The sequence below is a fragment of the Amycolatopsis pithecellobii genome (genome assembly GCF_009707865.1).
Taxonomy (GTDB): domain Bacteria; phylum Actinomycetota; class Actinomycetes; order Mycobacteriales; family Pseudonocardiaceae; genus Amycolatopsis_E; species Amycolatopsis_E pithecellobii.
Genome location: NZ_WMBA01000016.1, coordinates 69,557 through 82,496, shown reverse-complemented (window position 1 = coordinate 82,496; position 12,940 = coordinate 69,557). Strand labels below are relative to the sequence as shown.

General features: G+C 65.7%; 12 protein-coding genes. 7 read left to right on the top strand and 5 right to left on the bottom strand.

The features are described from left to right. Window positions 1-32: 32 nt before the first annotated feature. The 3 genes from GKO32_RS13290 to GKO32_RS13280 form a co-directional block, all read right to left on the bottom strand. Window positions 33-1,082 carry a sugar ABC transporter substrate-binding protein gene (locus tag GKO32_RS13290; protein WP_166459527.1) on the bottom strand — a complete coding sequence of 350 codons (1,050 nt, stop codon included), beginning with the start codon at window positions 1,080-1,082 and terminating at the stop codon, window positions 33-35. Between the two features lie 261 nt (window positions 1,083-1,343). Then, window positions 1,344-3,644 (bottom strand): hydantoinase B/oxoprolinase family protein, encoded by a 2,301-nt coding sequence (locus GKO32_RS13285; protein WP_154757143.1) that lies wholly within the window; start codon window positions 3,642-3,644, stop codon window positions 1,344-1,346. Between the two features lie 11 nt (window positions 3,645-3,655). Then, entirely contained in the window at window positions 3,656-5,758 is a 2,103-nt protein-coding gene (locus GKO32_RS13280) for a hydantoinase/oxoprolinase family protein (RefSeq protein ID WP_154757142.1), read from the bottom strand. 202 nt (window positions 5,759-5,960) lie between these two features. Between GKO32_RS13280 and GKO32_RS13275 the strand changes: the two genes are divergently transcribed. Then, window positions 5,961-6,326 carry an EthD domain-containing protein gene (locus tag GKO32_RS13275; protein ID WP_154757141.1) on the top strand — a complete coding sequence of 122 codons (366 nt, stop codon included), beginning with the start codon at window positions 5,961-5,963 and terminating at the stop codon, window positions 6,324-6,326. 94 nt (window positions 6,327-6,420) lie between these two features. Here the strand turns inward: GKO32_RS13275 and GKO32_RS13270 are convergent, their stop codons facing one another. After that, the gene (locus GKO32_RS13270) at window positions 6,421-8,046 is read right to left on the bottom strand and encodes an AMP-binding protein (RefSeq protein WP_208024393.1); all 1,626 of its coding nucleotides are present in this window, start codon (window positions 8,044-8,046) and stop codon (window positions 6,421-6,423) included. Window positions 8,047-8,261: 215 nt separating this feature from the next. Between GKO32_RS13270 and GKO32_RS13265 the strand changes: the two genes are divergently transcribed. From GKO32_RS13265 to GKO32_RS13240, 6 genes are all read left to right on the top strand, one after another. Next, complete coding sequence (locus GKO32_RS13265; RefSeq protein ID WP_154757139.1) at window positions 8,262-8,918, top strand: VOC family protein; 657 nt, start codon at window positions 8,262-8,264, stop codon at window positions 8,916-8,918. Beyond that, entirely contained in the window at window positions 8,918-9,163 is a 246-nt protein-coding gene (locus GKO32_RS13260) for a hypothetical protein (protein WP_154757138.1), read from the top strand. Before GKO32_RS13265 ends, GKO32_RS13260 begins: the two co-directional genes overlap by 1 nt. After that, window positions 9,160-10,311, top strand: a complete 1,152-nt coding sequence (locus GKO32_RS13255; protein ID WP_154757137.1) for an alpha/beta hydrolase family protein — start codon at window positions 9,160-9,162, stop codon at window positions 10,309-10,311. Before GKO32_RS13260 ends, GKO32_RS13255 begins: the two co-directional genes overlap by 4 nt. A gap of 94 nt (window positions 10,312-10,405) precedes the next feature. Next, window positions 10,406-11,281: a mycofactocin-coupled SDR family oxidoreductase gene (locus GKO32_RS13250; protein ID WP_246243623.1), complete on the top strand. Its 876-nt coding sequence runs from the start codon at window positions 10,406-10,408 to the stop codon at window positions 11,279-11,281. Next, the gene (locus tag GKO32_RS13245) at window positions 11,278-11,727 is read left to right on the top strand and encodes a nuclear transport factor 2 family protein (protein WP_154757136.1); all 450 of its coding nucleotides are present in this window, start codon (window positions 11,278-11,280) and stop codon (window positions 11,725-11,727) included. Before GKO32_RS13250 ends, GKO32_RS13245 begins: the two co-directional genes overlap by 4 nt. 123 nt (window positions 11,728-11,850) lie before the next feature. Next, window positions 11,851-12,351, top strand: a complete 501-nt coding sequence (locus GKO32_RS13240) for a TetR-type transcription factor C-terminal domain-containing protein (RefSeq protein ID WP_246243620.1) — start codon at window positions 11,851-11,853, stop codon at window positions 12,349-12,351. Between the two features lie 64 nt (window positions 12,352-12,415). Here the strand turns inward: GKO32_RS13240 and GKO32_RS13235 are convergent, their stop codons facing one another. Further along, window positions 12,416-12,919: a flavin reductase family protein gene (locus GKO32_RS13235; RefSeq protein WP_154757134.1), complete on the bottom strand. Its 504-nt coding sequence runs from the start codon at window positions 12,917-12,919 to the stop codon at window positions 12,416-12,418. Window positions 12,920-12,940 lie beyond the last annotated feature (21 nt).

Genomic DNA, 12,940 nt, shown 5'->3' with positions numbered 1-12,940 from the left:
ACAGTATTCACTTGACGCGCCTGGGCCGCCGGCTAATCTGCGACTCCCCATGACTTCTTGTAGACGCCCCGGTAATCGACGGGTGTCTGGTAGTCCTGTCCGTCGGGCATCATGTTGTGGTCCTTGTCGACCAGCCGGAAGCCGACCCCCTCGGGCACCGGCTGCTCACCGTGCAGAACGCGGTTCAGGGTGTCGACGCCTGCCCACCCGAGCCATTTGGCGTCAATGGCCGCCGGCTCCGCGGTCAGGCCGCCGTTCTCCCGGATCAGCTGCAGGGCAGCGGCGTATCCCTCGCCGGCGACACCGATCATCGAATTGGCATAACCAGCATCCTTGATCGCCTTCGAAAGACCCGAGGAGGTCGCGAGCGCATCCCAGTTCATGATCGCCGCGTTCGCGTCAGGGTGCTGCACCAGCAGGGTGCGGAACTTCTGCACGAGCGGGCCACCCGCGTTCGAGTCCGCCGCGCTCCAGTTGACCTCACCGACGACCTTGCATCCGGGGCACTTGGCGAAAACCTCGTCCTGGCCCTCCTTTTGGTACGCGCCGAGCAAGGGATCGTAGGTCGTCCGGACGATCTTGGCCTTGCCTTCGGTCGCGTCGATCACATACGCGGCCTGGAGGCGGCCGAATTCCTTGAAGAACGCTCCGGTCGTCGTTGCCGAATCGCTGAACTTGACCCCGGTGAACAACGACTCGCTCGGGCCGCCGTCGTTCTTGGGATCGGTGCAGTCGACGCTCTCCAGCCCGACGACCGGGATTCCGGCCGCCTTGGCTTCGAGCAACGGCTGCTTGACGTCGCCGCACCCCATACCGTGAATCACGATCGCGTCCGGCTTCGCGGCAATCGCCTGCCGGAGTCCCGCGGCCCACCCGTTGTTGACGTTGTTGGCGCCATCGATGATCTTGTAGTTCCAGCCGACGACCTTGGCGGCGTTCGCCATTTCGTTCGCGGGTCCGGAACATCCCTGAGCCGACTGTCCACACGACACGAAAATGATGTTCTTGCCCGGCTGGATCTTGGGTCCCGTGGCCGGAGGCGACGTCTCGGTGGACTTGTACAGTTCGGCGAGGGAAGGCACCCCCTCGATGTAAACCTTGTTGGGATCCGCTTTCGGTACGGATCCGGCGGCGCCCGTACTGCCTCCGGAGCTACCACACCCGGCGAGAAGAATCGTCCCGCCCAGCAGTGCTGCCCCGATCAGGGCTCGTTTCTTTACCAGTATCTTCGATGACAAATACATCAATAATCCGATTCTCGAGCGACGACTCTGGCGTCGAGGTGACTGGTGGTATTCCGGGCGCGGCGGCACTGTTGATCCGGCGCCGCCGCGCCGAAGTCGTCAGCGCCCCGCGAGGAGCGATGAGACATCTGTGGCGTGCTCAGGGTGATCAGCCGGCACGACCACCGAGTACAGCGCGGTCCAGCATCCCGGGCAGCACAGCTGACGGAAGACGACGGGCATGTCGACGTAGTTCTCTGCGGTCGAGGTGATCTGCGGTCCCGCGTCGGTGGATGGTCCTTCGTACCTGGCAACGTCGAGCGTGCTCGAGTGTTCGTCGGCCAGTTGGCGACCACATGCGGAGCACGCGACGACCCGCGAGCCGTCGACGGCAACTTCGATGAGGTTGTCGTTCAACCGGCGACCGCCCGTCACATCCAGCACGGCGGCCTCGCCGGGGTGGCTCGAACGTTCCTGTCGCCGGCGACGGATCCGTTCGCGCTGCTCGCGTGTCGCGTCGACGTCAACGTTCGAATCATCGCCGAACACCACGCCGTAGTGGAATGCCGCACCGTCGCTGGTAATGCGGCCTTCGCGGTAATCGCGCGCAACCGCGTCCGTCTCGCGGTTCAGCGGATCGCCGTACCCGCCGCCGCCCTGCCACTGAACGAAATAAACGTCGTCAGGTCCCATTCCGGTGTTTTCGTAGCACTGTTGCAGCTCCATCTCTTCCCCGAGTTCTTCGAGGCGCATCGGGACCTTGCCACTGGCGAACGACGCCGCCACGCCTGCGCGTCGTGCGATGAAGCTGCGGGCGCTGTTTCCCGGGTAGCCACCCGAGAGCCCATTGTTCTGGGAGACGGCCTTGCCCGAGCTCGCCTGCACGATTCCGAACGGAAGTTCGGACCCGTGTGGAATTACTGCGGTCGAGCCGCTCACTCCCCCGCGGTGCCGGCCGGGCCCACCCGTGTCCGGCTCTTCTCGGCGCCACAGCGACAGCAGGGGATACAGAAATTCGATCATTTCGACGTCCGGAATGCGGCCCATCGGGATGCATGCGAGTCCGCCGGAATCCATGCCGTCCACATCGGGCCGTCCGCCGTAGCCCCCGGCCATCACCTCCATCATGATGTTGATGAACGGCGAAGGCTGCTCCCCTCGAGTGTCCAGACCTGCCACCAGCGCCACGTCATGCGTGCCGCAGCATGCCGCCTGGACGTCGACGCCCAGCGTCAGCGACTGGTCGAGCATCTGCGAGAGGCATTCGGCGACAAGCGAGCCGGTCAACCACGCGGGGCCGATCGGACCGCGGGCCACCGCGGCCGGGAAGGTGGCGTTGTTGAGCGTGCCCTCCTCCGAGATCAGGTCGAAGCAGCGCATCAACCCGCCGGCCGACCAAGGAATATCGGACGCCAGGATCGGCAGGAGGGCGAGCATGACGCCGCCGCGCATGCCCGCGTAGGTGCAGTTGACAACGCCTGCCTGCGGGTCGGTCCCGGTGAAGTCGAAGGAGAGGTGACCTCCGCTGTTGGTCATGGCCACGGTGATCTTGTGCAGCCCCCGGTCGCCGGTCCCGGACTGGTCCTGGTAGCCGGTGGCATGCCAGGTGCCCTCGGGCAACGAGTTCAGTTTCGCGCGCAGACGCCCCTCGGCGTCGGCCATCATGCGCTTCATCACCGCCTTGACGGTGTCGGCGCCGTACTGGTCGATCACCGCGAGCAGACGCTCGCGGCCGACGTTGCTGGCGCCGATCTTGGCCCGCAGGTCCAAGCCCACCAGAAGTGGTACGCGCGAGCGACGCACCCACAGATCGGCGATGTCCTCCTGCAATTCGAAATTCCGGACTACCCGGACGGGCGGCGTCGGTACCGACTCGGAGAACACATCCTGCGCGTCAACGGAAAACGACCCGAGGCCGACGCCGCCGAGGTCGGGTTCGTGGCACAGTGCACTCGTCCAGCCGAACAGCTGTCCCTCGTGGAAGATCGGTTGAAAGACGATCACGTCACTCTGGTGCAGACCACCACCGACCCACGGATCGTTGCACAGGAACATGTCGCCCTCGCGTACCTCGCGATGCTGCAACGTCCAGTAGATGGCGAGGTCGACCGCACCGACCAGCATCGTGTTGTACAGCCCGACCTGGACCTCCTGGCCGAGTTCGTCGCTGATGGCGAAGTCGAAGTCGTTCGCGTCGATGACGATGGGCGAACCCGACATGCGTTTGAGCGCCTCACCCATCTCGTCGGTGACGGACCAGAGCCGGTGACGCACGACCTCGTAGGTGAGTGGGTCCAGCTCGTCGATCTGTTCCAGCGTGACGTCATGCACCTGCAGCGACGTCGGCAGCTGACGCCGGAACTGCTCGGGGTCGATCGGCCGGCTGCGGAAGATCTCGGAACCAGGAACGGTCATGGACATCTTTGGTTCTCCTACTTCGCAGTGATCGTGAGGTTGCCGAGGTGGTCGACGGTGCCGGTGCTGCCGGCGGGCACGACGACCGTGGTGGTCGGGAGCTCGACGACGGCCGGCCCCCGCAAGACATGGCCCCTGCGCAACCCGAGATAGTCGTAGACGTCGGTCTCCACATAGCCGATCCGGCCGTCCAGGCAGATTGGCCGGGTACCCACCCGGGCAGAACTGGCGTCCGCGGAGTCCGCGGACTTCACCTCGGGCAGCGCCGACGAGAAGGGCAGCACACCGGTCGCCCGGACGCGGAAGGTGATCGCCTGGATGCCGGCGGCGCTGAAACCTGATCCGGCCCCGTAGAGGTCGGCGTATCGTTGCTCGAAATTCGCCGCGGCGCGTGCCAGTGCGGCTTCATCGAGGTCTCCGGCTTCCACCGGCGTCGTGACCTCAGCCAACTGCGCGGCGTATCGCATGTCGAGCTCGCGTTCCAGTTCGATCGAGGCGTAGTCGAGCCCCTGCCGCCGCAGCCCTTCCACCACCTGCTTCTCGAGTCGCGCGAAGTTGTCGGTGACCCGCTGGGGATCCAACGGAACCGTTGACGGGTCGGAGAGCTCAGCCGCCAGCACGACGTCGGACGCCGCCAGTCCGTAGGCCGAGAAGGCAGATGCGACCTGACCGAGCGGCACGACGACCGTGCCGACGCCGACCTCGGCCGCGTACATCGCGGCATGCGCGGGACCGGCACCGCCGAAGGCATAGAGGAGGAATTCGCGCGGATCATGGCCGGCCTCGACGACGGTCTTGCGGAGCAGGTCGCCGGTCTGCGAGTTCTGGACCGCATAAATGGCGGCTGCCGCCTGCTCGATCGTCAGGCCGAGCGGCTCTGCGATACGGGTACGGATGGCTTCACGCGCCGCTTCCATCGACAGTGCCTTGCGCCCCCCGATCAGACCACGATCGCTGAGGATGCCGAGCACCAGGTTGGCGTCGGTGTTGGTCGGCTCCGTGCCGCCCTGGTCGTAGCAGGCGGGGCCGGGGACGGCTTGTGCGCTGTGCGGTCCGATCTGCAGGTTGCCACCCGCGTCCAGCCATGCGATCGCGCCTCCGCCGGATCCGATGGCGTGCACTTCGAGCGTCGGCACGTTGATCGGGTGGTGGTTGATGATGGTGTTGCTCGCCCGCACCGGCTCGCCGCCGACGATCAGTCCTACCAGGAATGTCGTTCCGCCGACGTCGGTGGCGATGACGTTCGAGTGACCAAGCTGGCCGGCCAGGGCGTTCGCCCCGACCACACCGCCGGTCAGGATCGATCCGACGGTGCTGATAGCTGTCCGAGGGGCCTCGGCCGCGGCAACGGCCCCACCGTTGCTCTGCATGACCAGCAGTGGACCGGCAAGGCCGTGTTCGCGCAGGGTGGTCTCGAGGTTGCCGAGGTAATCGCGCAGCCCGGGTCCGATCTGGGAGCTCATGATGGTCGTCGCGCTGCGCGCGAATTCGCGAATGCGCGGGCTCACCTCACTCGATAACGCCACGAACATATCCGGCGCAATTTCATGGACAAGCTCACGGAGCCGTTTTTCGTGTGCGGGATTACGGAATGACCAGAGCAAGGAAATGGCGACCGCTTCGACCCCTTCGGCCACAAGGCTCCGGATCGCTTCCCGCGCCGCGTCCTCGTCGAGCGGGACGACCACTTTTCCATCTCGGTCAATCCGCTCGGTGACCTCGAGGGCCAGTCGCTTCGGCAACAATGCGTGCGCCTTGTTCTGACGCATGACATCTTGCAGCTCTTCGGGAGAACGGCCGAGATAACGCCCTTCGACGTTCATGATGAAAATCGAGTCGCGGTGGCCGACCGTGGTGAGAAACCCGACCTGCGGCACCTTGCGCATGACGAGCGCATTGAGCGAGGACGTCGTGCCGTGCGCCAGGTGGTGCGTGGCGGCGAGCATGGCCTCGAGCGATTCGCCGCGGTGCTCGGCGAGGGCACGCAGCACGTCGAGCACACCATGGGAGTAGTCGGGAGGGGTCGACGGCGCCTTCGCCGCGGCGACGCCACCTCGATCGTCGATCAAGACGGCATCGGTGAAGGTGCCGCCCACATCGACGCCAATGACCAGAGACATCCATGCCGCCTTCTGTCGAGGACGCCGTGTCCGACGCCACATCTTCGCCTTGGGCGTCGATCCTCAAACGCGTGCGTCAAAAAGTCAAGGAACGGCCCACCTGGCAGAACGAGCGCCCCGACTGTGGAGACTGATAATCGACTTGCTCGTCAATCCCTGTTAGAGTCGGCCACGACAGCCACACGCGAGAGGACACAAAGACGTGATCAAGGTGGTAGGTCTGTTCAAGAAGAAGGACGGCATTTCAGCCGAAGAGTTTCGTGATTACTACGAGAATCACCACGGCCCGCTGTTCAACGAGTACCTCAAACTGCCCGGGGTCAAGCGCTATACACGCCGATACCTGAGGCCGATCGCACCTCCGATCACCGGCGAGGTACGGCACTCCGGTTTCGATGTGATCATGGAAGTTTGGTGCGACGAGCACTGGTACAAATCATTCTTCGTCGACCAGCCCCCGGCGGAATTCCGCGCCATGATCGCCGAAGATGAGGCGAAGCTGTTCGACCGAGACCAGATGTCCATGTACACCGTGGACGAGTGCGACACGGATCTTTCGACACTCTGACGTGGTGCGGACATACGCCTCCCAGTCCTCGAAAAACGCTTCGGTCATGGAATCGAAATCGGTCTTGTCGGGGTGGCGACGACGACTGAGTCCACTAGACGACTGACGTATTGCTTGTTCCCTCGGCGACCGCCGCCCGCAACCGCACCTTGTCGATCTTGAGTGTGTTGGTACGCGGTAGTGCCGGCACGAGCTCGAGCCGTTCGGGCCACTTGAACTTCGCGACACCCAGCGCCGCAAAGTGCTCCGTGACATCGGCGAGGGTCAGGGTGGAGCCCGGTTCGTCGAGCGCGACATACGCGCAAGCCCGCTCGCCGAGCCGCTCGTCCGGCATGGCGACCACCGCCACCTCCGCGACGCGCGGGTGCCGAAGCAGAAGCTCCTCGACCTCCTCCGCGTTGATCTTCTCCCCGCCCCGGCTGATGACATCCTTGATACGGCCTTCGAATACGACGTATCGGATCCCGTCGTGGACGACCACGCGGGCGAGATCTCCCGTGTCGAGATAGCCGCCGTCGCGGAAGGTCACCGCGTTGTGCTCCGGGGCATCGACGTAGCCGGCCAGGGTGCAGGGCCCGCGGTACAGCAGCAGCCCGACATCTCCGTCAGGGACGTCTTCACCGGTCCCGGGGTCGACGACGCGGAACGAGTCGAGTACATCGTTGGGGTTACCGATCGTCTCCCTGCGGGCGGCCTCGGGCGCGTCCAGACCCGTCGTCATATACGGGCCTTCGGCCATGCCCCAGTTCTGGCCGATCCACTGCCCCAGCGAGGTGCACCGGTCGTAGATCCGTGACGGGAGTTTGGTGCCGGAAAAGGCCACTGTACGCAGCGTAACGGCGAGTTTCTCCCACAGCGGATGGTCGATCCACGGGATCATCGGACCGGCGATCAACATGTCGTTGACGCCGTGTTCGATCAGGAACTCCAGCGACCTCTCCGGCGGACCGAACGGCATCGCGACGAAGCATCCACCGACCGCATGCGCGCCGAACAATGCGTGGACGACGCCTGCGTTGTGCACGAACGGCATCACGTGAGCTACTGTCGACCGTTCATCACGTCCGAGCGTCCGTGCGAGCGCCACCCCGTTGTTCCAGTACTCCGCATGCAAGCGGGGAATCACCTTGGGCGTCCCGGTGGTGCCGCCGGAAAGCTGGAACACCGAGACCGACCGCGGATCGATCCGCGACTGAATCTCGTCGACCACCGTACGCGCCACCTCGGCGGGGATCGACAGACCCGCCTCGGCGACCCGAATGAATCCCGGCACCTCGCCACCCACACAGAATCGGTGCTCGAGAGTCGGCAGATACGACGACGCCTCGTGCGAGAGGTCGACCAGCACACCGTCACTCGCGGCAGCGTCGATCAGGTGACCGCGTGCCCCCACGATCCCGCCGACGTGCCGCAACTCGTGAGCCCGATGTGCCGCCAACGTGGCGACGGGCACTGCCCCGGCCTTCAGCAGCGAGTAGAACCCCAGCACCCCCTCCGCGGAGTTGCCGACCTGGAGCAATACCGCGTCACCGGGGCACAGCCCGGCCTCGACGAAGGCGGCGGCGACCTGGTCACTGCGTACATCGAGTTCGGCATAGGTGAACGACATGTCGGGGCCGATCACCGCGTGCCGATCCGGATACCGCCTGCTGACGTCACGGAAGCGCTCCGTCAACGTCAGCTCCGTCCATGCGCCGGCCTCGAGGTAAGCCGCTGCCATTGCCGCGTCGTGGCGGGGGAATCGCCCCGCCCAGGAGTCAGTCGACATCTGTGCCTCTCGGTCATGACCACGCCCACCCTGGCGTACGGCCGCGATCACCTTGACACAATTCTTCGTTCTTGTAAAGTATTCGTCGTAGCCGTCAACGGCTTCCTCGACGTCTGTCCGGCTGGGTTCATCGTCTTCCCGGGCAGGCCTGGAAGAAAGGAGCGACCATGTCGAACGACTTGCCACATCTGGCGCGCGGAGTCGACCATGCCGCTTTCCCGACGCTCGACGCGGCCGGGACCATTCGCTTCTATCGTGACGTCCTCGGTTTTCCGGTGGTGCATTCGATCTGCGCCGCGGGCTGGGGGCCAGAGCGTCACCCCGATTTCATCCACTTCTTCTTCGACATCGGCAACAACGATCGGCTCGCCTTCTTCTATTACTTCGGCTTCCGCCCGGAGCATGCGGGAGCCGACCGCGGTGACGCCTACACCCGCTTCGACGAGGATTTGCCGGACTTCTTCATCGCCTCGCGGCACCTGGCGATCCACGTCGAATCGGAGGCGGATCTCAACGAGTACCAGCGTCGTCTGGACGGCAGCGACTGGCCGACCGAGATGCGCGTCCAGCATGAGACGATCGAGTCGATCTACACCCACGACCCGAATGGCTACCTCATCGAGCTGACACGCGCCCTCCGGCCGGTGACGCCGCAGGAGGACCTCGATGCCGCGCTGACGGTCGATGCGCTGCTGGAAGTCTCACAGGCGCAGGAGCCCTCCCTCGACCTGCTGCTCCAGCGCAAGGCGGAGCTCATCGTCGAACGAGCGCAGGCCTGGCACCCGGCCCAGCCCGTCCCCGCGGCCGACCGAACGGCGCCGTGATGGGGTCGCTGTTCATCCTGGACGTCCCCGAGAACCGTCCCGTGGTCGAAACCGCGGACGAGGATCCGCGAGTCACCGTCCGCAAGATGGGTCCGTACTTCGCCGTCGCCAGCGACGAGCCGTTCTCGATCGATCGGCGCGCCACAGGATGCCGGCACGCCGTCTGGTACAGCTGCATCGCGGGTCTCGCCGGTTTACGGATCACCCAGTGGGACAAGGACAAGCTGGCGATGGAGAACCGATGACAGCGACCGCATCCCATGACGAGGTCGTCACGGAAGTCGTCGAACTGAAGACCCACGACGGCGCCCGCGTGAGCGGAACCCTGAGGAGACCGGCGGGCGGCGCGCGTGTCGTGGCGTCGCTCATGCATCCGCGCCAGGACGTGACCCACCACCTGCTGGTGCCCGAATTACTGCGGCGCGGCTACGCCGTCTGGACCCAGACCGCACGCTCCCCGAACAACGACATCAGCCTCGTCCACGAGCAGGCGCTGCTCGATGTCGCGGCGGGACAACAGTTCCTGGTGTCGCGGGGCTACGAGGCCACCGTCACGGTGGGGCATTCCGGTGGGGCTACACTGTTCGCCTTCTACCAGCAGGAGGCAGCGAAGTCACCCCGGGACCGGCTCGCCGCCGCACCGTCCGGCCTGCCAGTCGACCTGCCCGGTGCCGACTTGCCGGTGCCCGATGCCGCTGTTTTCCTTGCCCCGCATCCGGGTCAGGGCGTCCTGCTCCAGCGGCTGATCGACCCTTCGGTCACCGACGAGTCCGATCCCCGATCGGTCGATCCGGCGCTCGATCTTTACGCACCCGAAAACGGCTTCGCGCCGCCACCGGAGAGCTCGACCTTCGACGAGGGCTTCCTCACGCGTTACCGCGCCGCGCAGGCCGAGCGGGTGAGACGTCTGGACCAGCTGGCGCGCGAGCACCTCGCGGGCCCCGACGCCGAGCTCGCCAAGGTGATGGTGATCTACCGCACCGACGCCGAGCCGCGGTCGGTCGATCTGTCCATCGACTCCAACGACCGCCCGTACGGGTCACTGTTCGGGCGCACGCCCCACCGGGCCAACTACCGGCTCCCCGGATTCGCCAGGGTCACCACACCCGAAGCGTGGCTGTCGACCTGGTCGGCCACGACGTCGCGGGCCAACCTGCTCCGCAACGCACCGGGCGTCACCTCGCCGACATTGCTCGTCGAGCTCACCGGTGATCAGGCCTGTTTCCCGAGCGACGCGAAGGCCGTCCACGACGCGTTCGGTGCGACGGACAAGACTCATGTCCGGGTCCCGGGACTCCACTTCGGACAACCACTGAGGCGGGGTGAAACATCCGGGATGGCGCGCGCCGCCGAGCAAATCGGCGACTGGCTCACTCAGCACTTCGAGATTTGACTTGTGCGTTGACGATCCGACGATGACGAGGTTACATAGTGCGCCAGGGTCGAATCGGATTGCCCGGCCAGGAACGGCAGCAAGGGAGCACCTGATGGGTCGCATGGAAGGCAAAGTCGCCTTCGTCACCGGAGCAGGCCGCGGCCAAGGGCGTGCGCACGCGATTCGCCTGGCGGAAGAGGGAGCCGACATCGTCGCTCTCGACATCCTGGAAAACCTCGAGGATATGCCGTACCCGATGGCCACGGAGGCGGATCGCACGGAGACGATCAGCGCCGTGGAGGCACTCGGCCGGCGAATCATTTTCGAGAAGGCCGATATCCGGGACCTCGAGCGCCTCCATGAGGTGGCGGCACAGGGCATCGCGGAGTTCGGCCATATCGATGTCCTGGTCGCCAACGCGGGCGCCGGGACTTCCGCCATCTCCTACGAGATGAGCGAAGACACCTTTACGGCTGTGGTCGACAGTTTCCTGACGGGCACCTGGCGCACGATCCGTGCGGTCGCCCCTCATATGATCGAAGCCGGCCGGGGCGGTTCGATCATCCTGATCAGCTCGATCGCGGGCCTCGTCGCGATTCCGAACATGGCCCACTACGTCGCGGCGAAGCACGGGGTCACCGGCCTGATGAAAGCGTGCGCCATCGAACTCGGACCGTTCGACATCCGGGTCAACGCCGTCCATCCGTCCAACGTGAACACACCCATGATCCAGAACCCGGCCATCCGGGGAGTCTGGAGCGGAAACCCCGCCGCCACCGACGAGGAGATCATCCCCGTCATGTCATCGATGCACATCCTCGACACCCCGTGGATGGAGCCGGTCGACATCAGCCATGCGGTGCTGTGGCTCGCCTCCGACGAAGCCCGTTATGTCACCGGGTCCAGCCTCCCGGTCGACGCCGGCGCGCTCGCCCCATTCACCATCCCGCACGGCACGTTCGGAACGGATATCCAGGAGGCGTCGTGACCGAGCAGCACAGTGAATCCGGGTTCGGCAACCATCGCGCCGCGCTCGAAAGTTTCTACGCCGAGGAGGTGAAATACGTCGCGGCAGGCGGCGCCCGCGCCGGCGCCGACTTCGCCGGTATGGCCGCCCACCTCCACCCCGATGTCGTGGTACACCAGGGGCCTTCGGTGCCGTATCCGGGCGACTGGCAAGGAATTGCCGGACTCGAACGATTCTTTGCGGTTTTCTCCGACACCTGGCTTTCGCTCGACCTCTCCGAGACCAAGTACTTCGAGGGTGAGACCGGCGTGGCGATCAGCCTACGGATGCGGGCCACCGCGCGGCGCACCGGAAAGACCGTGGACACCCGGATCGGTCAATTCCTCACGTTCGACCACGGACTGATCCGCGACTTCACAGTGTTCTACCTGGACCCCGTCCAGGTCGGGGAAGCAACCCTTCCCTAGCCTCGCCCAGCTCCCCGCACGGTCCGTAGTCGTGAGCGTGCATCGAGTCCGGCGCATCGGGAAAACGGCGCTCCTCCGAACGCACCGTCCGCCACGGCTTGGTGGAGCAGGAAATCTTCGACCATGCCACCCGCCTCTTTCCCGGCTCCTCGCCCAATACACCGAGGACTCGGCCACACAGATCAACGCCATCACCGCCCGCACCGACCTCGACTCCCCCAGCCGGCTACGCCAGATCGTCACACTGCTCGCCCGCCGCCAGGCAAGCACGCCGTCCTCCGCTCCCTCGCCACCGTGATCGGTCGCGGGGTCACCGAGGGCGCCTTCCGCACGGTCGACGTCCGGGTGGCGGCACTCGGCATCCTGGGCACGGTCAACTGGGTCGCCTGGTGGTTCGACCCCGACCACAACGACAACCTCGACGCCATCAGCCACCAACTCGCCGACACCGCCGTCGCCGGCCTGCTCGACGTCAGCAGCAGGCAACCCGTCGACGGCCCGGACCAGGCCATCGCGGCCATCCGCGCCCAACCGCCTCGAACGGACGTTGCGCTCCTAAGGACCTTCGCGCTATCGGCCCGGCGCGACGACGGCCCCAGCGCCGGGCGAGGGCCGGCAGCGTGAAACTCAGTCCGACCGCCGGGGAAGCGCCACCGGCGTAGGAGACCTGGAGGATGCCGGCAATTCCTCAGTGGGCACGCAGGCCATAGCCGCCGCGATGGAAGATGAGCGGGGTGCGCGTGGCGTCGGCGCCGAGATCGAGGACGGCCGCCGCAACGATCGTGTGGTCGCCCCCGTCGTACTCGGCCCAGATACGCGCGTCGACGAAGGCCGCGACGCCATCGAGGAGCGGGGCACCGTGGGCCGAAGGCCGCCAGGCCAGGCCGGCGAACTTGTCGGCCCCCGACCGTCCGAACGCCTTCGAGACATCGGCCTGGTCGTCGGAGAGGACGTTGACGCAGAGCGAAGGGGCCTGCCGGACCTTCGGCCAGCTCGAGGAATTACGGGAAACCGAGAAGGTCACCAACGCCGGATCCAGCGACAAGGAACTGAAGGCCTGGCAGGTGAATCCGACCGGGACGCCCTCATGAATGGCCGTGATCACCGTGAGTCCCGTGGCGAAGTGACCGAGCACGTCACGAATACCGGCGGGATCGACCACCGTGACCGGTCCATCGGCTTGCTGACTCATCGCTCAGCCCCCTCACCAGCG

Bases quoted from the DNA above. Each gene is read 5' to 3' on its own strand.
- GKO32_RS13285 (WP_154757143.1), bottom strand. From the start codon at position 3,644: ATGTCCATGACCGTTCCTGGTTCCGAGATCTTCCGCAGCCGGCCGATC.
- GKO32_RS13280 (WP_154757142.1), bottom strand. From the start codon at position 5,758: ATGTCTCTGGTCATTGGCGTCGATGTGGGCGGCACCTTCACCGATGCC.
- GKO32_RS13270 (WP_208024393.1), bottom strand. From the start codon at position 8,046: ATGGCAGCGGCTTACCTCGAGGCCGGCGCATGGACGGAGCTGACGTTG.
- GKO32_RS13265 (WP_154757139.1), top strand. From the start codon at position 8,262: ATGTCGAACGACTTGCCACATCTGGCGCGCGGAGTCGACCATGCCGCT.
- GKO32_RS13260 (WP_154757138.1), top strand. From the start codon at position 8,918: ATGGGGTCGCTGTTCATCCTGGACGTCCCCGAGAACCGTCCCGTGGTC.
- GKO32_RS13255 (WP_154757137.1), top strand. From the start codon at position 9,160: ATGACAGCGACCGCATCCCATGACGAGGTCGTCACGGAAGTCGTCGAA.
- GKO32_RS13250 (WP_246243623.1), top strand. From the start codon at position 10,406: ATGGGTCGCATGGAAGGCAAAGTCGCCTTCGTCACCGGAGCAGGCCGC.
- GKO32_RS13240 (WP_246243620.1), top strand. From the start codon at position 11,851: ATGCCACCCGCCTCTTTCCCGGCTCCTCGCCCAATACACCGAGGACTC.
- GKO32_RS13235 (WP_154757134.1), bottom strand. From the start codon at position 12,919: ATGAGTCAGCAAGCCGATGGACCGGTCACGGTGGTCGATCCCGCCGGT.